This is a genomic window from Nocardioides humilatus (assembly GCF_008373755.1).
Lineage (GTDB): Bacteria > Actinomycetota > Actinomycetes > Propionibacteriales > Nocardioidaceae > Nocardioides > Nocardioides humilatus.
The window spans coordinates 910,706-929,483 of sequence record NZ_VUJV01000003.1 but is presented as its reverse complement, the minus strand read 5'-3'; the positions used below and the strand labels follow the sequence as shown (position 1 = coordinate 929,483).

Here is an 18,778-nt window from a genome sequence, read left to right as displayed (position 1 = left end):
TGCCCTCCGCGTGGTTACGCTGGATGGACTTATGACAAACGCTGAAGACTTCTCCCTCGACGCCGAGCTGGCGTCCACCGCCGCTTGGGACGACGACGATTTCGAGTCGGGCTACGTGGATGCCTCGCTGCCCGACCCCGAGGAGGTCACCACCGGTGACCTTGACCTGGCCGAGCGCCACCAGCTCCGCCGGGTCAGTGGCCTGCGCACCGAGCTCGAGGACATCACCGAGGTCGAGTACCGCCAGCTCCGACTGGAGCGCGTCGTTCTCGTCGGTGTCTGGACCGACGGCACGATCGAGGACGCTGAGAACTCGATGGCCGAGCTCGCGCTCCTGGCCGAGACCGCCGGCTCGGAGGTGCTCGACGCGATCTACCAGCGCCGGCAGAACCCCGACCCCGCGACGTACGTCGGACGGGGCAAGGTCGAGGGCATCCGCGAGATCGTGGAGGCCTCGGGCGCCGACACGGTCATCTGCGACGGCGAGCTCGCGCCCTCCCAGCTGAGGAACCTCGAGGACAAGATCAAGGTCAAGGTCGTCGACCGGACCGCGCTGATCCTCGACATCTTCGCCCAGCACGCGAAGTCCAAGGAGGGCAAGGCGCAGGTCGAGCTCGCGCAGCTCAACTACCTGAAGCAGCGCCTGCGCGGGTGGGGTGGCAACCTGTCGCGCCAGGTCGGTGGTCGTGCGGCCGGCGGCGTCGGCATCGGTGGCCGTGGCCCCGGTGAGACCAAGATCGAGACCGACCGCCGCCGCATCAACGACCGCATCGCCAAGCTGCGTCGCGACCTGAAGGCGATGGAGGGCACCCGCGCCACGATGCGCCAGGAGCGGCACCGCAACCACGTGCCGTCGGTCGCGATCGCCGGCTACACCAACGCGGGCAAGTCGTCGATCCTCAACCGGCTGACCGGCGCCGGCGTGCTCGTCGAGGACGCCCTGTTCGCCACCCTCGACCCGACCACGCGGCGCACCCAGGCCTCCGACGGTCGGGTCTACACGATGAGCGACACGGTCGGCTTCGTGCGCCATCTGCCCCACCAGCTCGTCGAGGCCTTCCGCTCGACGCTGGAGGAGGTCGCCGACTCCGATCTCATCGTCCACGTCGTCGACGGCTCGCACGCCGACCCCGAGGGCCAGATCAGCGCGGTGCGCGAGGTACTCGCCGAGATCGGCGCCTCGAAGATCCCCGAGCTGATCGTCATCAACAAGGCCGACATCGCCGATCCGATGGTCGTCGCCCGGCTCTGTCAGCGCGAACCGCACTCCGTCGTGGTCTCGGCGAAGACGGGGGAGGGGATCGCCGACGCGCTCGCCGCGATCGAGGCCGACCTGCCGCGGCCGCAGGTGGCCTTCGAGGCGCTCGTGCCCTACGCCCGCGGCGACCTCGTCGACCAGATCCACAAGCTCGGCGAGATCACCTCGTTGGAGCACACGGCCGACGGCACCCGGATCGTCGGGCGCGCCACCGAGGCGCTCGCGGGTGAGCTGGCGGCCTACGCCGTCTGAGGAACGTAGGGATATCCCGGCTGCCATCGCGGCCGGATCTCTTTACCGTGGGCGCATGATGCGCTCCCTCGTCGTACTCACGCTGGCTGCTCCGGGCCTGCTCGTCATGGCGCCTGCGGCCGAGGCTGCGCCCGGCCCGCTCTGCGGCGGCTGGCGGGTAACGATCGACCTCAACGACCCGCACCACCCCGACCCCGATCGGCCCCAACGCGACGTCGTCCTCGGGACGCCGCGCGGCGAGGTGATCAGGACCGGCGACGGCGACGACATCGTCTGTGCCGGGCGCGGTGCTGACCGGGTGTTCCTCGGCGGTGACAAGGACACCGGCTACGGCGGTCGGGGCGACGACCTCCTCGACGGCGGTGGCCGCGTCGACCACCTCTCCGGCGGTGCGGGCGACGACGTCCTCCGCGGGCGCGAGGGGTGGGACCAGCTCGAGCCCTCCATCGACACGCCGGGAGACGACCGGGTCTACGGAGGGCCCGGCGACGACTGGCTCAGCCACGGCAACCCGGGCGACGTCTACGTCGGCGGGCCCGACGGCGACTTCTTCGCCAACCCGTCGGAGTGCCCGGAGTGCGGGCCAGGCGTCATCACCTACCTGGGTGGACCGGGCAAGGATCTCGCCGCCTCGGGCGCCGGCGCCGAGTTCTTCGATGGTGGCGATGGTGTCGACACGATGAGCTACGCCGACGTCGGCGAGATGGGTGGACCGGGAGTGGCGGTTGACCTCGCGATCGCCGGTCCCCAGGAGACCGGGCCGGGCGGCAGCGACACCCTGGTCAGCATCGAGGACCTGGTCGGTACCTACTACGGCGCCGACCTCTTGTCCGGCGACGACGGACCCAACTGGCTCGCGGGCGTGGGCGGTACCGACGAGCTCTTCGGGCGCGGTGGCGACGACGACCTCGACGGCGGCGACCAGGACGACCTGTGTGACGGCGGCGCCGGGGTCAACCACTACGAGGAATGCGAGGAGGTCCTGTGAACGCACGTTGGTGTGTCGCGGTCCTGCTGATGACCCCGGCTCTCGTCCCGGCCGCTGCTGACGCCGCTCCGACAGTCGCGGCCGGCGCGACCTGCGCCGGCCACCGGGTGACGATCGACCTCAACGACGCGCACCACCCCGACCCCCACCGACCCCAGTCCGATGTCGTGATGGGCACCTGGAGGCGCAACAAGATCAGCACTGGCGCGGGCAACGACATCGTGTGCGGGCTCGGCCATCTGGACAAGATCGACCTCGGCCCGGGCGACGACGAGGCGTACGGCGGGCACGGTCCCGACGTCCTCTTCGGCGGTACGGGCGATGACTATTACGTGGGCGGCCAGGGCGAGGACATGATCAACTTCGGCCACGCGACGCAGCGGACCACCATCGACCTGCGCAAGCAGGGCTGGCAGGAGACCGGCTGGGGGCGCGACAAACTGGAGGAGATCGAGGACATCCGCGGCGCGCGGCGCTACGAGAACCGGCTGATCGGCGACAGCGGCCCCAACTACGTGGTCGGTGGCGACGTCCGGGACTGGGTCAAGACGCTCGGCGGTCGCGACGAGATCTCGGGCCGCTCGGTAGGGGTCTCGCGGCTCGACGCGGGCGATGGCAGCGACTACGTCTACGGGAGTGAGAACGCCGACCTCATCATCGGCGGCGACGGGGACGACAACCTCAACAGTCGCGGTGGCACCGACGTCATGATGGGCGGCGGTGGCGACGACGCGCTGATCGCGGAGGAGTGGGACGCCTCCCCGCTCGAGATCCACGGCGGCCCCGGTGACGACCTGCTCTACGCGGCGACCGAGGACGACCTCCTCGACGGGGGTGACGGCGTCGACCTGGTCGACTTCGGGACCACGCCCGGCTCCATCGATGACGTGGGCGTCACCGTCGACCTCGCACTGGTCGGACCCCAGGACACGGTGACGTTCGGCATGGACGAGTTCATCGACATCGAGGTGCTCGAGGGCACGGTCTACGACGACGTACTCCTGGGTGACGACCGAGACAACAAGCTCTACGGCAGCCACGGCAGCGACCACATCGACGGCCGTGGCGGCAACGACTTCTGCGACGGTGGTGGGATCCTCAGCGACGTCGACGAGCTTCTCAACTGCGAGAACTAACGTGGTGGCCGTGAAGCCTCTCGTCTCGGTCCTGTCCCTCGCGCTCGCCGCCGCTCCGCTGGTCCTCGCGCCCCCGTCGGCCACGGCCGTCGCCTCGTGCCACGGCCTGCGGGTCACCATCGACCTCAACGATCCCGATGCGCCCGAGACCGACCGCGACGACGCGGACGTGGTGCTCGGCACCCCGGAGCCCGATGTGATCCGTACCGGAGGCGGTGACGACGTGGTCTGCGGCGGAGGCGGCTACGACCGCATCGTCCTCGGCTACGGCGACGACCACGCCTTCGGCGGCGCCGACGACGACGTCATCAACGGCGGAGCGGGCGACGACGTGATGGTCGGTGGGCGCGGTCGCGACTGGGTCGACTACCGGAAGGCGCCGCACCTCGACCTGGACCTGTGGAGGACCTCGCGCCAGGCGACCGGCCTGGGCCAGGACGCGCTGCACGGCATCGAGAACGTCGACGGTTCGCGCTTCGGCACCAACCGGATCGGCGGCAGCGGCTCGCGCAACGTGATGTACGGCGGCGCGCGGGCCGACGACATCTCCGGCGGTGCCGGCCCCGACTGGATCATCGACGGCAAGGGCGGCGACGACACCTTCCGGGGTGGCGCCGGCGACGACACGATCACGGCCGGCAACGGCGACGACCTGGTGCTCGGCCAGGCTGATGACGACGAGGTGCACGGCGACCACGGCGCCGACCTGGTGCGCGGCGGCCGGGGCGACGACATCGTCGATGCTGGCGGGTTCGACGGTGTGACGACCAGCGTCGCCGTCGGCGGCTCGGGCAAGGACCTGCTCATCGCGGGCAGTGGCGACGACGTACTCCGCGGGGGTGCCGGCTCCGACACCGTGAGCTACGACTTCGTCTACGACCCCAGTGGCGCGGGCGTCCACGTCGACCTGGCGATTGAGGGCGCCCAGGACACCGAGGTGGCTGGGACCGACCTGCTCGTCAGCATCGAGAATCTCCTCGGCAGCGCGATGGACGACGAGCTGCGGGGGACCGCGGCGCCCAACCGGCTCGAGGGCGGCGACGGCGACGACCTGCTCGACGGTCGCGGCGACACCGACACCTGCGACGGTGGGGCCGGCACGAACGAGGTCCTCAACTGTGAGGCCTGACCGGTTGACGCGCTCGCCACGCCGGAGCGGCCCAGTGACGTAGGGGTTTCCCCGGCTGCCAAAGCCCCGAGAAGTCTTTACCGTGGACGCATGATGCGCTCCCTCATCGCACTTGCCCTGGTCACTCCCGGCCTGCTCGTGACCGCGCCGGAGGCCGGCGCCGCAGTTCCGACCTGCGCCGGGCACCGGGTGACGATCGACCTCAACGACGCGCATCACCCCAACCCCCATCGGCCGCAGTCCGACGTCGTTCTGGGCACGAACCTCCAGGACAAGATCAGGACCGGCGCGGGCAACGACATCGTCTGCGGCGGACGGAGCCACGACAACATCGACCTCGGGCCCGGCGACGACGTCGGACTCGGTGAGGGTGGCGGCGCCACCCTGAACGGCGGACCCGGGGATGACCGGTTGGTCGGCGACCCGAACAACTACAGCTCCGCCGCCGACTTTCGGGATGCTCCGCGCGGTGTCCACGTCGACCTGAGGATCAAGGGGCCGCAGGACACCGGCTGGGGACGGGACACGATCATCGACGTGGCGAACGTCTTCGGCAGCGCGCACGACGACGAACTGCGGACGAGGGTGCTCTCCGGTCCCTCGGACTCTTGGCATCGGCACGCGCTCCTCTCCGGCGGTGCGGGCGATGACGTGCTCGTGGGCTCGCGTGCGGGCAACCGGTTCCTCGGCGGTGCGGGCGACGATGTGATGCGTGGCCTGGGAGGCAGCGACCGCTTCGACCAGTACCTCCTCGACGACGAGAACTTGGGTGCCGACACGGTGTACGGCGGCCCGGGTGGCGACATCCTCGAAGCCGCGACGCCCGGCGACCACTACGAAGGTGGCGATGGTGACGATCACCTCACCGTCGCGCAGTGCTTGCCGACGTGCGAAGCGGGGCTGACCGAGCTGTACGGCGGCGCCGGCGATGACCGGTTCAGCCTGGACCAGGGCGACGAGCTGGTCGACGGTGGCGACGGTGTGGACGGGATCGACGACAACTTCTACCCCGCCTCAGAAGGTGGGTTGCTGACGGTCGACCTGGCGATCCTCGGGCCGCAGGACACCGGCATCGGCGGCATCGATGACATCAGCGACGTCGAGGACCTGGTCGGCGGCTTCTGGGTCGACAACCACTTGTTCGGCAACGACGCGGCCAACAGGCTGACGGCCTACGACGGCGACGACGTGCTCGAAGGGCGCGGTGGCGACGACTCGCTCTTCGGTGGCAGCGGGGACGACATCCTCGATGGAGGCGACGGCACCGACACGTGCGACGGCGCCCTGGGCACCAATCAGCTGATCGACTGCGAGCTGTAACGGTTTCGCCGTTCGCCAGACAGGATCGCGCTCCTGACCGCACCATCGCTGGGTGCGCATCCGGGGAGCATGGCTCGTAGCCGTCGGCCTGGTGGCCGTCGTCGCGGTCGCCGGGCTCGTCGTGACCGCGCGGGCAGGTGCTGATCCCAGCCGGTGCGCGGGCTTCCGTGCGGCTGCCGCGGAGCGATCAGAGCTCGTCACCGGGTCGGGGCGGGAGGTGCTGGTCATTGGCGACTCCTACTCGGTCGGGCTCGGGGTGGGAGCCGATCACAGCTGGCCGACACAACTGCCGGGACGGGTGCGCGTCGAGGGGTTCTCGGGATCGGGATTCAGTTCCGGTGCTAGCGAGTGCGGGGCCGGGACGTCGTACGCCGAGCGGGCCCCGCGTGCCCTCGCGCATGACGTCCGGCTCGTGGTGGTCGAGGGCGGCCTCAACGACTTCGACCAGCCGCGGTCGGCGATCCGGCGGGGGTTCACCCGCCTGGTCGGAGAGTTCGGCCACCAGCGAGTGCTCGTCGTCGGGCCGGCTCCTGCGCCGGCGCGAGCGGACGCCGTACTGAGGGTGGACGGGCTTCTCGCCCGCCTCTCCGAGCAGTACGGCGTCGGCTACCTCTCCATGCTCGACACCGACCTGCCCTACCTCGAGGATCGGCTGCACCTCACCGAGGAGGGGCACCGGGCGTTCGGGGACCGCGTAGCACGGGCGTTGTCCACAGCGTCGCGGCCCGGTCGCTAGAACTGTCCGGCCCGGCGTCTAGGGTTCCGGGCATGCCCGGGGACGACCACGACGCGTTGCGCGCGACGCTCGCCACGGCCGTCGAGGCGCTCGGTGGGGCCGAGCGGTCGGGGCAGATCGCGATGGCCGAGGCCGTCGCGGAGGCGATGTCGGAGCACGAGCACCTGCTCGTGCAGGCGGGCACGGGCACGGGTAAGTCGCTCGGCTACCTCGTCCCAGCGTTGCGCCACAACAAACGGGTCGTCATCGCGACCGCGACGCTGGCGCTCCAGCACCAGCTGGTCGAGCGCGACCTGCCGCGGCTGACGAAGGCCGTGTCCGGGGTCGCCGGCGTCGACACGACCTACGCCGTGCTCAAGGGACGTTCCAACTACGCGTGCCTGCACCGGGTGCGCGAGGGCGCGCCCGATGACCAGGGCGAGCTGATCCAGGCCGAGGCCGCGCTGGGCGCGATGGGCAAGAAGGTCCTCGAGCTGCGCGAGTGGGCCGAGGGAGAGGTCGAGGCGGGCGGTTCGGGGGAGAAGGACGCCGCTCCGCGTCACACCGACAAGGAGTGGCGGCAGGTCAGCGTCAGTGCACGGGAGTGCCTGGGCAGGACGAAGTGCCAGTTCGGCGAGGAGTGCTTCGCCGAGCGCGCCAAGGAGAAGGCCGCACGGTCCCACCTGGTCGTCACCAACCACAGCCTGCTCGCGATCGACGCGATCGAGGGCATCCCGATGATCCCGGAGTACGACGTCGTGGTCATCGACGAGGCCCACGAGCTCACCGCTCGGGTGACCCAGGCGGCGACCGACGAGCTGTGGGCCTCCGAGGTCGAGCGCGCAGCGCGGCGGGCGGCCCGGCACACGCGGACCGACACGGACGACCCGGCGGGAGATCTCGAGGACGCCGCCAACGTGCTGCGCGGGGCGATCGCTGAAGCGCAGCCCGGGCGGTTCGAGGCGTTGCCTGACGAGCTCGCCGACGCCCTCGCGCTGGTGCGCGATGCCGCCCGGGCGCTGGCCAGCGCCTTCCCCAAGGCCGACGCGAAGGACGAGCCCGACGCCGGCCTGACCCAGGCCAAGGGCGCCGTGCAGGAGCTCTTCGCCACCGCCGACCGGATGGCCGCCAACGGCGACTACGACGTGCTCTGGCTGACCGAGGGCACCGACCGCCTCCCTCCGCGCCTCTGCATCGCACCCCTCCAGGTCTGGAGCCAGCTCCGCGCCAAGCTCCTCGCCGACAAGACCGTCGTGATGACCTCCGCCACCCTGATGCTCGGCGGCGACTTCAACTCCATCGCGAGTTCCGTCGGCCTCAAGCCCTCCGAGCGCGTCCCGCACCGTCCGCTGGTTGAGGTGCGAGGCGCGCCAGCGCCGAGCCTCGAAACCAAGGACACCAGCGACGCATTGGCTCGTCGAGTAGCGGCGAGCGCTAGCGAGCCGCGTATTGAGACGCCGGAAGGGGCCAACGACGCCGAACCCTGGATCGGCCTCGACGTGGGCAGCCCGTTCGACTACGGCAAGCAGTCGATCCTCTACATCGCCCGCCACCTGCCCCAGCCCGGCCGCGACGGCCTGGGCCCCGCTCAGCTCGAAGAGATCACCGAGCTGGTCGACGCAGCCAACGGCCGTACCCTCGGTCTCTTCTCGAGCCGCCGCGCAGCAGAAGCCGCCGCCGAGCACGTCCGCACGAAGCTCCCGCACCTGACGACGCTCGCCCAGGGCGACGCCCAACTGCCCGAGCTCGCTCGCCAGTTCGTCGAGGACCCCCACACCAACCTGTTCGGCACCCTCGGCCTCTGGCAGGGCCTCGATGTGCCGGGGGACACCTGCCAGCTGGTGATCATCGACCGGATCCCGTTCCCGCGCCCCGACGACCCGCTGATGAGCGCCCGCCAGCGCGCCGCCGACCAGTCCGGCGGCAACGGCTTCATGCAGGTCGCCGCGACCCACGCCGCCCTGCTGCTGGCCCAGGGTGCCGGGCGCCTGATCCGTACCCACAGCGACAAGGGCCTGGTCGCCGTACTCGACCCGAGGCTGGTCACCGCCCGCTACGGCAGCTTCCTCAAAGCCAGTCTGCCGCCGATGTGGACCACGACCGATCCGGCCGTGGCTCGCAAGGCGCTCGGCCGGCTGTCCGGTTCGGCTTGATGTGAAGCCGGGGCGGTTCCCCGCAGGTCTCGGAATCCGCGTCCGCCCCGGCTCACGGGGACAGTTCTACTAGTTCGAAACCGAACTGTCTAGTTCTGGTGTGCTGCGGCGGTGATCTTCTGAGCAACGCGCTGGTCGAGCGGACGGCCCTCGCAGCTCCACGAGGTACCGACGCCGCAGGTGTAGCGGGTGCTGCCGTTGGCCACGGTGACCTCGACCGCCTTCACGCGGTTGGAGTCGAAGAGGAAGTTGCCCGTGAAGTCGCCCTCGTCGGAGAGGGTCACGAAGTTCGTGCGGACGCCGCCGGCCTTCATCAGCACCCTGACGACGGCCGCGCTGCCCTCTTCGAGCGGAGCCAGGTCGAGGGTTACGCCCAGCCGCCACTGGCGGCCGGTCACCGAAGGCTCGAAGCGGTAGGACGCCGACGTCAGGTGGTCCTCCGCGACGTGAGCCGTCTTGGTCGTGAGGGCGGGTCCGAGCGACCAGGTGCCGTCGACCTTGGTGCCGGGGTAGCGCGAGCCCTCGTCGTACCAACGACGCGGGTGGAGGTTGTCGGCCGCCATTCGGAGGAACTGCGCCGCGACCGTCGAGTCCTTGCCCTCGAGGGCGGCCTCGATCGCCTCGATGGAGGAGAGGTTGGGAGCGTCCGCGTCGGCGGCGTCGGCCTTGCGCCACATCGTGCGCACGATGGTCGGCATGCCGGCCTGGGACTGCGGGAAGTGCTCGGTGACGTGGCGGAAGAAGATCCAGGCGCCGTACCAGTAGCCGTTGCGGAAGGTGTCGAGCGACAGGTCGGGGTGGCCCATCGGCCCGATCGGCAGATAGCTGACGTTGTCGTTGACCTTGTCGAAGACCTCGTCCTCGGCCCAGGTGGCGGTCGCCTCCATGAACCAGGCGTCCTCGCCGATGTCGTAGCCGAACTGCACGGCGTGGAAGTACTCGTGCGCCGCCGTCACCTGCATGTTCTGGATCGGCGTGTGCACAGGGAACTCGCTGCGCGCGTAGTCGTTGTCGAGCACGCAGTAGGCCCAGGTCGCGCCGTGTGACGGCACGTTGTCGGCGTCGGTCGTGCAGTAGCCGTAGAGCGACTGGTTGCCGATCTGCGCGAGGTAGACGTCGGGGCGGTCATCGCCACCGCGATGCCCGTCGCCGAGCGGCCGGCGGTAGCCCGCGTCGACGTACTTCTGGTCGACGCTGCTCATCGTCGCCAGCACACGCTCGACGTAGTTAGGCGTGCCGTCACGGTCCTCGTCGGCACTGGGCACGCCGTTGTCCGCGTCCTCGGTCTTGCGCACGTAGTGGACGCACGCGCGCGCCGTGCACACCCGGTGCACCGCCGCGCCCCGGTCGTAACAGGCGTAGTCGGGGCACTGATTGGGGTTGGCCGTCGGACGCGAGAGGTACGTCGACGCCCGCGCCTGCTCCGCTGCCGGCAGCGAGCCCTTGAGCACTGCCAGGTCGCGCAGCGCCAACGTCAGGTCACCGTCGGTCTGGTCCAGGTTGTCGACCAGCGAGGTGACCTTGTCGAGTGCCTTCTCAGCGAGCGCGGCCCGGGGGTTGGTGTGCTGCGGATCCGCGCTGGTCGTCGCGTCGGCGGACGGCGAAGCGACCAGGGCGGACAGCAGAAGGGCGGCGACGCCGAGTCGGAACATGCCCCGACCCTATGTCGCGGTTACACGCGGCGAAGGACCGCGGTCACCTTTCCGAGGATCGTGGCGTTGGTGCCGTCGATCGGGTCGAACGCGTCGTTGTGGGGGAGCAGCCAGACCTTGCCGGACTTGCGCTGGAAGGTCTTGACCGTCGCCTCGCCGTCGATCATCGCCGCGACGATCTCGCCGTTCTCCGCCGTGGGCTGCTGGCGGATCACCACGTAGTCGCCGTTGCAGATCGCGGCGTCGATCATCGACTCGCCGCTGACCTCGAGCAGGAAGAGCTGGCCGTCGCCGACGAGCTGGCGGGGGAGCGGGAAGACGTCTTCGATGCGCTCCTCGGCGAGGATCGGGCCACCGGCCGCGATCCGGCCGATGACCGGCACGTTGGTCGGCACCGGGTGGTGGTCGCCGTAGCCGGTCTCGTCGTAGGACTGCTTCATCGAGTCGGGGAGCACGACCTGGAGGGCGCGCGGGAGGCTGGGGTCCTTCTTCAGGAAGCCCTTCTCCTCCAGCACGCGCAACTGGTGGGCGACGCTCGAGGTGCTGGTCAGGCCGACCGCGCTGCCGATCTCGCGCATGCTCGGCGGGTAGCCCCGCTGGTCGATGCTGTCCTTGATGTGCTGCAGCACGCGCAGCTGCCGAGGAGTGAGCCCGGTCGCGTCGGGTGGTCCGTCGGGAAGCTCCCTGACCTTCTTGTCCGCCATGTCCTCGACAGTAACGCCGATCACGCGCTGCTTTCAAACATCTGTTCGAACCGGCGTGTCGCGACACGCCGTCGAACATCTTTTCGAACAGGTCCTTGAATCGTTCGAACACTTGATCTAACGTCGTACATGTGTTCGATCGAACTGTTGATCGAACGGACCCGGCCGCTTTGTGTCGGACCCCGTTGATCAACTCCTCCCGAGCACACCGACCAACTCTTCCCCGGAGGTCATCCCCATGAGCACCATCACTTTCGCCCCGCACGTCAGCTACTCCCGTCCGACCGTGCGACTCACCCGTCGCGGCCGGCTCGTGGTCTTCGGCTTCGGCGTGCTCCTCGCCTTCGCCATGGGCGTCTGGTTCGCCGCGGGTTCCACCGCGACCCAGGATGCTGGCGTCGAGCAGGTGGAGATCGTGACGGTCGCTCCCGGCGAGACCCTCTGGGACGTCGCCTCCGACGCCGTGGCCAACACCGGCGAGGGCAACGTGGGCGACATGGTCGCCCGCATCCAGGACATGAACAGCCTCGACTCGAGCATGGTCATGGCCGGCCAGAAGCTCCGCGTCCCCACTGAGTGACGCGTCCGCGGTTCTACAACTGAATACCTCGTCCGCGACCGACCCTCGCTGACGACTGGAGCCCGTTCCCCGGGCTCCAAGGGGAAGACGAAGGGCGGGCCCATGACCCCGGGCCCGCCCTTCGCACATTTCCCGTCGCTGGTCAGCCCCCGTAGCCGACCAGCGTCGGGCTCGCCTCGATCGCCCGAAGACCGACCGAGGAGCCAGTGATGGTGACGCCGCCCGGCACGGGCTGCCAGTTGCCTCCGCCGACGCGGTAGTCCGCCACCCACGTCGTATCCATCGACGTGGCGTACCGCCCCGTCCGCACGTAGTTGTGCGTGATCAAGAGGCGCGGGTACGGCGCCCCCGGCTTGTCCGTCGCGGTCGACTCCCCGTCACCGAAGTGCCAGGTGTACGAGCTCGCCCGAATCCTCAGGTCCACCCGCTGGCCGAGAAGACGGATGGTCCGGTCCAGGTTCGGCGGTCGGGTGAAGAAGTTGGTGTCGAAGTTGACCAGCGTCTTCCCGCCGGGAGGTTGGACCGTGAAGGTCGAGGGTGGCAGGGGGATCCGCTGGAACGCGATCGCCACGAGACCGTCGGTAACGGGTGGTTGCCCCTCGGACGGGCACCAGAACGAATCGTCCGTGGTCGCACCGTTAGGAAGTTCGATCCAACTGTGCATCGCAAATGTGCCGTCCGGGCACGTCAGATCGCCGGTGCAGATCGCGTGGCATGCCGGTTCAGAGTGGTATGTCCCGATGTGGTGGGTCGTCTGAGCTGTACTGCCGGAGGCATCGGAAGTCGACTGTGAGGAAACACCGAACGCCCCGTGATCAGGGTCGGCAGCGACTGTCGTGTCGTCATCTGCCGAGGACGGCGCGGACGCGATGGCAATCAGCGCGAGCGCCGCAAGCCAGACCCTCATCACACTGACTCCAAGGTCGAGACACTCCACGAGTCGTCGACGCGGGCCAAAGCCATCAGCCACTTGTCACGACCGGCTGGATATGTGTGGTTGAGGCTCCCGGCCTGTATTGCGCGTTGTTCGTCGATCCAGGTGTGAGCGACGACAGTCCACCGACCGCTTGCTGATTCGACGGACTCGAGCATCGTGACTGAGTAGTCGCCACCCACGATTCGTCCGCCGCGCGAGTAGATCTTTGCGATCCCATCGATGCCGGCCTGGCATGTGTCGCAGGCCGGTTGGTCCAGTTCTTCAAGCAGTTTGACCTCGCCCGTCTTCGTCGCGTAGTTGACCACCGACCAGTAGTAGGTCACGAACGCCTCGGCGCCGGCTTTCGAAGGTTCGAGCGCGGCGGCTGGCATCGTGGGCTCGACCGGACTCGTCAACATCGGTTCCACGGTGGGCGTTGAGGTCACTGTCGTGGCGGTAGTAGGCATCGGTGCCGAGGTATCCGCCTCCGCCGGATCCTCGTCGCCATCACACCCGGCGAGGGTGAAGATCAGCAGTGCAGCGACCCCCAGGGCGCGCAAATGCAAGGACCTGTTCATTTGAGCTTCCCGAGATAGATCCCCGCCCAGACTCAGTGGCGGGTAGCCGGGAAACTAGCGCAGGTCGACCCATCCCGAACACGTCGACTTTGCCCGCTGTGGAAACAGGCCAGCTGAGTTGTCACGCGGGTGACAAGAACTCGATCCGCGGGGCCATCGCGGGGCTCTCGGGCGCCAGGACGTCATACGCGTCGCGACTGATCCCTCCGCGCGCGCATGACGTCTCGCGCGACGTCATGCACCAGGAGACCTATGCCCCGCCGCACGTATGACGTCCGCCGCTCGACGGGATCGCACCAACTCAGCGAGCGGCGCGCTTCCCACCCTTCGGAGCACCCGGATCCCGCTTCACCCGCGGCGGGGGAGCGGCGGTCCACCCGATCGCCCGCGAGAAGCGCGCGACGAGCATGAACCCGAGGAACAGACAGGCGACCGCACCGACCCCGGCGACGAGCAGGTAGAACCATGCGCCGTCCTCGCCGCCCTCAGACCGAGCCTCGGAGCCGAAGTCGATCGCGGCATAGACGAGGTAGCCCCAGGCGAGGACGCAGAGGGTGATCGCGAGCGCGAGGAGGAGCAGTACGGGCTGGAATCCCCGCTTCTGGCGTGCTCCTGCGCGCTTGCCACTGCTCATCGCGGTCATTGTGACTGACTCGCCAAGCCTCAGGAGGGCAGACGCGCCAACCGGCCCGCAGCCACTCAGCGTCCCCACAACTACTGAGCGGCCGCGGACCGGTGGTCCGGGGGGAGGAAGGACCTACTTCGGCGCGACCGTGTAGTTGACGACGACGCCATTGGAGTCGGTCACGGCGAGGTCGATGACGTAGGAGTCGGAGATGTACTGCCCGAAGATCGACGTACCGTTGTCTGTCTTCGCCGTCGGGTTCTCGAGGCCACTGAGCTTGTCGGCCGCGTCGTCGAAGGCTGCGTTCTTGTCGCCGCCGGCTCCGTCGACCTTGATGGTGACGTTCCAGGTAGCGGGGTTCTTCGTGTACGTGCCGCCGAGGATCTCGCCGTCGACGATCGGCACCTCGTCGGTCGGGAAGTCCTTCGGCAGCTCGCCGGTGCTGATGCCGCCGTCGGTGGTGTCGATGTTGATCTGGCCGTCCTCCAGGTCGTCGAGGTCGGCGTCGACGCCCTGTTCCTTGAGGTCCTTCTCGACCTTGTCCTTGATGGCGTCGCCGCAGCCGACGAGGGAGACGGCGATGAGCGCCGCGGAGGGGATGGCGATGAGCAGGCGAGTACGGCGGTGGGACATGAGAGCCTCCGGCATGATCCAAGAAACGGGGGGTGTGAAAGGGGGCGAAGCAGGCGGCCCCGAGGCCGGGTCAAACGCTAGTGACGCAACCCTTCCGCCGAATCCTCCATCTGAACCATTTGGACTGGTGTTGAGACGACTCTGAGACCCGCGACGCGCCGGGAGACACGCCCAATCCGCCTCCCGAAGAGTGCTCTGACCTGCGCGAACGTGACCCAAGCAACATTTCTTTGATCACTTCTATGACTCCACTTGCACCCCTAGTGGTGGGGGCGTAGGGTCACCACTACATCTAGTAGTTACAACGATGTAGTTCTCCACAGGTTGCTTCACAGACCGGTGGAAGAAGTGCACAGCTAGAGCTCCCGTTATCCACAGGGGTCGGCCCGCGAGAGGGCCTTCTTTCGCGCGCCCGCAGCATCCCGTATGAGAGGAGGACCGTCCCGTGCACTGCCCTTACTGCAAGCACCAGGACACCAAGGTCCTCGACTCCCGGGTCTCCGACGACGGCTGCTCCATCCGCCGCCGGCGGGTGTGCCAGGACTGCGAGAAGCGGTTCACGACCGTCGAGCTGATGCAGCTGACGGTGATCAAGCGCTCCGGCGCGACGGAGCCGTTCAACCGCGAGAAGGCCATCTCGGGCGTCCGCAAGGCGTGCAACGGCCGTCCGGTCAGCGACGACGACCTCGCGCTGCTCGGCCAGGAGGTCGAGGACCAGCTCCGGCTCGCCGGCAGCCCGGAGATCGCCGCCCACGAGGTGGGCCTGGCGATCCTCGCGCCGCTCCGCAAGCTCGACGAGGTGGGTTACCTCCGCTTCGCGAGCGTCTACCGCTCCTTCGACTCCGCCGACGATTTCGAGGCAGAAATCGCCATGTTGCGGATGGAGCGAGCCACTGCGGTTGTTGACCCAGTGGCACCCTTCCCAGCCCCTACGGGCTGACACAGACCGCCCGGGCAGGGAGTGGGGAAGCTGCCTGCCCGGGCACCAAACTCCGGCGTCGAAGTGTCGGCGCTCAGAGCAACACTGGAAACCACACCGGACCCAGCCAGGGGGATGAAGTGACAGAGACGGCCAACTCCGCAACCAACACTCAGTCGACTGAGGGGACCGGTCTGACGATCGAGCGTGTCTTCAGCACTGAGGGCGTGCACCCTTACGACGAGCTCACCTGGGAGCGTCGTGACGTCGTCCAGACCAACTGGAAGACCGGCGAGACCGTCTTCGAGCAGCGCGGCGTGGAGTTCCCCGACTTCTGGTCGGTCAACGCCTCCACCATCGTCACGACGAAGTACTTCCGTGGCGCGGTCGGCACCCCGCAGCGCGAGACCGGCCTCAAGCAGCTGATCGACCGCGTCGTGAAGACCTACACCAAGGCCGGCATCGACCACGGCTACTTCACCACCGAGGCCGACGCCGAGGTCTTCGAGCACGAGCTCACCTGGCTGCTGGTGCACCAGTACTTCAGCTTCAACTCCCCGGTGTGGTTCAACGTCGGCACGGAGTCCCCGCAGCAGGTCTCGGCCTGCTTCATCCTCTCGGTGGATGACTCGATGGACTCGATCCTCAACTGGTACAAGGAAGAGGGCTTCATCTTCAAGGGCGGCTCCGGTGCCGGCCTCAACCTCTCCCGCATCCGCTCCTCCAAGGAGCTCCTGAAGTCCGGCGGCACTGCGTCCGGCCCGGTCTCCTTCATGCGCGGCGCCGACGCCTCGGCCGGCACCATCAAGTCCGGTGGCGCCACCCGCCGCGCGGCCAAGATGGTCGTGCTCGACGTCGACCACCCCGACATCGAGGAGTTCGTCGAGACGAAGTGGCGCGAGGAAGACAAGATCCGCGCCCTGCGTGACGCCGGCTTCGACATGGACCTCGGCGGCAAGGACATCACCTCGGTCCAGTACCAGAACGCCAACAACTCGGTCCGCGTGACGGACGAGTTCATGCGAGCGGTCGAGGACGGCAGCGAGTTCGGGCTGCGCGCGCGCTCCACAGGCGAGGTCATCGAGACCGTCGACGCTCGCACGCTGTTCCGCAAGATCAGCGAGGCCGCCTGGGCCTGCGCCGACCCGGGCCTGCAGTACGACGGCACCATCAACGACTGGCACACCAACCCCGAGACGGGCCGGATCACCGCGTCCAACCCGTGCTCGGAGTACATGTCGCTCGACAACAGCTCCTGCAACCTGGCGTCGCTCAACCTGCTGAAGTTCCTCAAGGAAGACGACACCTTCGACGCGCCGCTGTTCGCGAAGGCCGTCGAGTTCATCATCACCGCGATGGACATCTCGATCTGCTTCGCCGACTTCCCGACCGAGCCGATCGGCCAGACGACCCGCGACTACCGCCAGCTCGGCATCGGCTACGCCAACCTCGGCGCGCTGCTGATGGCGATGGGTCTCGGTTACGACTCCGACGGTGGCCGGTCGATGGCCGCGACCATCACCTCGCTGATGACCGGCACGTCCTACCGCCGCTCGGCCGAGCTCGCCGCGATCGTCGGCCCCTACGCCGGATACGCCCGCAACGCCGAGGCGCACAACCGCGTGATGCGCAAGCACCAGGCGGCCAACGACGAGGTGCGCACGCTGCACATCGCCGACGCCCAGACCCACAAGCTCGCGACCGAGGAGTGGGCCAAGGTCGTCGACCTCGGCAAGACCAACGGCTTCCGCAACGCGCAGGCCTCGGTGCTCGCGCCGACCGGCACCATCGGCTTCATGATGGACTGCGACACGACCGGCATCGAGCCGGACTTCTCGCTGGTCAAGTTCAAGAAGCTCGTCGGCGGTGGCTCGATGCAGATCGTCAACCAGACGATCCCGCGGGCGCTCACCAAGCTCGGCTACGACGAGGAGAAGGTGGAGGCGATCGTCGCCTACATCGCCGAGCACGGTCACGTGGTTGACGCGCCCGGCCTCAAGCCCGAGCACTACGAGGTCTTCGACACCGCGATGGGTGCCCGGGCCCTCAAGCCCATGGGTCACGTCAAGATGATGGCGTCCTGCCAGCCGTTCCTGTCGGGCGCGATCTCCAAGACGGTCAACCTGCCGGAGTCGGCCACGGTCGAGGAGATCGAGGAGATCTACCTCCAGTCGTGGAAGCTCGGCCTGAAGGCGACCGCGATCTACCGGGACAACTGCAAGGTGGGTCAGCCGCTCTCCGACGGTGGCGGCAAGGCCACCAAGGACGCTGCGGACGCCGCCGAGGCCGCCTCCGCGGTCATCGAGAAGGTCGTGGAGAAGGTCGTCTACGCCCCGACCCGCAAGCGGCTTCCGAAGTCGCGGGTCTCGCGGACCACGTCCTTCACGGTCGGCGGTGCCGAGGGCTACATGACCTCGGGCGCCCACGACGACGGCTCGCTCGGCGAGGTCTTCCTCAAGCTCGGCAAGCAGGGCTCGACCCTGGCCGGCGTGATGGACGCCTTCTCGATCGCGGTGTCCATCGGCCTGCAGTACGGCGTCCCGCTGGAGACCTACGTCTCGAAGTTCAGCAACCTGCGCTTCGAGCCCGCCGGCCTCACCGACGACCCCGACGTGCGGATGAGCCAGTCGATCATGGACTACATCTTCCGCCGCCTGGCCCTGGACTACATGTCCTTCGACGAGCGCTCCGCCATGGGCATCTACTCCGCCGAGGAACGCCAGCGCCACCTGGAGACGGGTAGCTACGAGCCCATCGAGGAGACCGGTTCGGCGTCCGAGCTCATCGAGACGCCCATCGCCCAGCCGTCCGCTGGTCGAGGTGCGAGCGCAGCGAGCCTCGAGACCAAGGACATCGAGGAGGCCGAGATCGTCATCACCGACAAGGCCCCCAACGCCCCCCAGGCTCGGACCAGCGCCGAGCTCCTCGAGCAGATCACCGGCCATGCCGTCGACAGCCCGCTCTGCATGACCTGCGGCACCAAGATGCGGCCCGCGGGTTCCTGCTACGTGTGTGAGGGCTGCGGCAGCACCAGCGGCTGCAGCTGATCCAAGCCAGTACGCCGAAGGGCGGTCACCCGGTTGGGTGGTCGCCCTTGGGCGTTACTGCCAATTCGAGTGTGCAACGCACACGATTCGGTCGGGTAGCACGAGGCAATACCAGGGCGGAAGGGCTTCGCGTGGGCCTTCCCGTTCAACACCAACGTTGTGCCATGCCTACT

At 68.5% G+C, this 18,778-nt stretch carries 16 protein-coding genes; 10 read left to right on the top strand and 6 right to left on the bottom strand.

Translation table 11 applies throughout. The features are described from left to right. Positions 1-31 precede the first annotated feature (31 nt). The 7 genes from hflX (at position 32) to F0U44_RS12310 (ending at position 8,951) form a co-directional block, all read left to right on the top strand. Positions 32-1,510: a GTPase HflX gene (gene hflX / locus F0U44_RS12335; protein ID WP_149728566.1), complete on the top strand. Its 1,479-nt coding sequence runs from the start codon at positions 32-34 to the stop codon at positions 1,508-1,510. Between the two features lie 55 nt (positions 1,511-1,565). Beyond that, complete coding sequence (locus tag F0U44_RS12330; protein WP_149728565.1) at positions 1,566-2,498, top strand: calcium-binding protein; 933 nt, start codon at positions 1,566-1,568, stop codon at positions 2,496-2,498. Further along, a complete protein-coding gene (locus tag F0U44_RS23020; RefSeq protein WP_188113457.1) occupies positions 2,495-3,634 on the top strand; it encodes a calcium-binding protein in 1,140 nt (379 codons plus the stop codon). The genes F0U44_RS12330 and F0U44_RS23020 overlap by 4 nt, the downstream gene beginning before the upstream one ends. A gap of 10 nt (positions 3,635-3,644) precedes the next feature. Beyond that, on the top strand, positions 3,645-4,763 hold the full coding sequence (locus F0U44_RS12325) for a calcium-binding protein (protein ID WP_188113456.1): 1,119 nt from the start codon (positions 3,645-3,647) through the stop codon (positions 4,761-4,763). A gap of 90 nt (positions 4,764-4,853) precedes the next feature. After that, positions 4,854-6,083, top strand: coding sequence for a calcium-binding protein (locus tag F0U44_RS12320; protein ID WP_149728563.1), 1,230 nt, complete (start codon positions 4,854-4,856; stop codon positions 6,081-6,083). 52 nt (positions 6,084-6,135) lie between these two features. Then, positions 6,136-6,819, top strand: a complete 684-nt coding sequence (locus tag F0U44_RS12315; RefSeq protein WP_149728562.1) for an SGNH/GDSL hydrolase family protein — start codon at positions 6,136-6,138, stop codon at positions 6,817-6,819. Between the two features lie 32 nt (positions 6,820-6,851). Beyond that, on the top strand, positions 6,852-8,951 hold the full coding sequence (locus tag F0U44_RS12310) for an ATP-dependent DNA helicase (protein WP_149728561.1): 2,100 nt from the start codon (positions 6,852-6,854) through the stop codon (positions 8,949-8,951). Between the two features lie 89 nt (positions 8,952-9,040). On the opposite strand, the gene F0U44_RS12305 is transcribed toward F0U44_RS12310, so the two are convergent. Beyond that, positions 9,041-10,603: an MXAN_6640 family putative metalloprotease gene (locus F0U44_RS12305; RefSeq protein ID WP_149728560.1), complete on the bottom strand. Its 1,563-nt coding sequence runs from the start codon at positions 10,601-10,603 to the stop codon at positions 9,041-9,043. Between the two features lie 20 nt (positions 10,604-10,623). Continuing rightward, a complete protein-coding gene (lexA, locus tag F0U44_RS12300) occupies positions 10,624-11,307 on the bottom strand; it encodes a transcriptional repressor LexA (RefSeq protein WP_149728559.1) in 684 nt (227 codons plus the stop codon). A 238-nt stretch (positions 11,308-11,545) separates the two neighbouring features. Here lexA and F0U44_RS12295 point away from each other — a divergent pair, with 238 nt between their 5' ends. Continuing rightward, positions 11,546-11,887: a LysM peptidoglycan-binding domain-containing protein gene (locus F0U44_RS12295; RefSeq protein ID WP_149728558.1), complete on the top strand. Its 342-nt coding sequence runs from the start codon at positions 11,546-11,548 to the stop codon at positions 11,885-11,887. Between the two features lie 142 nt (positions 11,888-12,029). Here F0U44_RS12295 and F0U44_RS12290 read toward each other — a convergent pair whose 3' ends face one another. The 4 genes from F0U44_RS12290 to F0U44_RS12275 form a co-directional block, all read right to left on the bottom strand. After that, positions 12,030-12,458: a PKD domain-containing protein gene (locus F0U44_RS12290; protein ID WP_149728557.1), complete on the bottom strand. Its 429-nt coding sequence runs from the start codon at positions 12,456-12,458 to the stop codon at positions 12,030-12,032. Between the two features lie 335 nt (positions 12,459-12,793). Beyond that, the gene (locus tag F0U44_RS12285; RefSeq protein WP_149728556.1) at positions 12,794-13,381 is read right to left on the bottom strand and encodes a DUF6318 family protein; all 588 of its coding nucleotides are present in this window, start codon (positions 13,379-13,381) and stop codon (positions 12,794-12,796) included. A gap of 301 nt (positions 13,382-13,682) precedes the next feature. Beyond that, positions 13,683-14,015: a hypothetical protein gene (locus F0U44_RS12280; RefSeq protein ID WP_149728555.1), complete on the bottom strand. Its 333-nt coding sequence runs from the start codon at positions 14,013-14,015 to the stop codon at positions 13,683-13,685. Between the two features lie 123 nt (positions 14,016-14,138). Next, positions 14,139-14,654, bottom strand: a complete 516-nt coding sequence (locus F0U44_RS12275; RefSeq protein ID WP_149728554.1) for a hypothetical protein — start codon at positions 14,652-14,654, stop codon at positions 14,139-14,141. A gap of 430 nt (positions 14,655-15,084) precedes the next feature. Between F0U44_RS12275 and nrdR the strand changes: the two genes are divergently transcribed. Both nrdR and F0U44_RS12265 read left to right on the top strand, forming a co-directional pair. Then, entirely contained in the window at positions 15,085-15,579 is a 495-nt protein-coding gene (gene nrdR, locus F0U44_RS12270; protein WP_149728553.1) for a transcriptional regulator NrdR, read from the top strand. A gap of 119 nt (positions 15,580-15,698) precedes the next feature. Continuing rightward, on the top strand, positions 15,699-18,605 hold the full coding sequence (locus F0U44_RS12265) for a vitamin B12-dependent ribonucleotide reductase (RefSeq protein ID WP_149728552.1): 2,907 nt from the start codon (positions 15,699-15,701) through the stop codon (positions 18,603-18,605). Positions 18,606-18,778: the final 173 nt, after the last annotated feature.

Excerpts from the sequence above, each read along its gene's own strand:
- F0U44_RS12330 (WP_149728565.1), top strand. The coding sequence starts at position 1,566 with ATGATGCGCTCCCTCGTCGTACTCACGCTGGCTGCTCCGGGCCTGCTC.
- F0U44_RS12320 (WP_149728563.1), top strand. The coding sequence starts at position 4,854 with ATGATGCGCTCCCTCATCGCACTTGCCCTGGTCACTCCCGGCCTGCTC.
- F0U44_RS12285 (WP_149728556.1), bottom strand. The coding sequence starts at position 13,381 with ATGAACAGGTCCTTGCATTTGCGCGCCCTGGGGGTCGCTGCACTGCTG.
- F0U44_RS12310 (WP_149728561.1), top strand. The coding sequence starts at position 6,852 with ATGCCCGGGGACGACCACGACGCGTTGCGCGCGACGCTCGCCACGGCC.
- F0U44_RS12275 (WP_149728554.1), bottom strand. The coding sequence starts at position 14,654 with ATGCCGGAGGCTCTCATGTCCCACCGCCGTACTCGCCTGCTCATCGCC.
- lexA (WP_149728559.1), bottom strand. The coding sequence starts at position 11,307 with ATGGCGGACAAGAAGGTCAGGGAGCTTCCCGACGGACCACCCGACGCG.
- F0U44_RS12280 (WP_149728555.1), bottom strand. The coding sequence starts at position 14,015 with ATGAGCAGTGGCAAGCGCGCAGGAGCACGCCAGAAGCGGGGATTCCAG.
- F0U44_RS12305 (WP_149728560.1), bottom strand. The coding sequence starts at position 10,603 with ATGTTCCGACTCGGCGTCGCCGCCCTTCTGCTGTCCGCCCTGGTCGCT.
- hflX (WP_149728566.1), top strand. The coding sequence starts at position 32 with ATGACAAACGCTGAAGACTTCTCCCTCGACGCCGAGCTGGCGTCCACC.
- F0U44_RS12295 (WP_149728558.1), top strand. The coding sequence starts at position 11,546 with ATGAGCACCATCACTTTCGCCCCGCACGTCAGCTACTCCCGTCCGACC.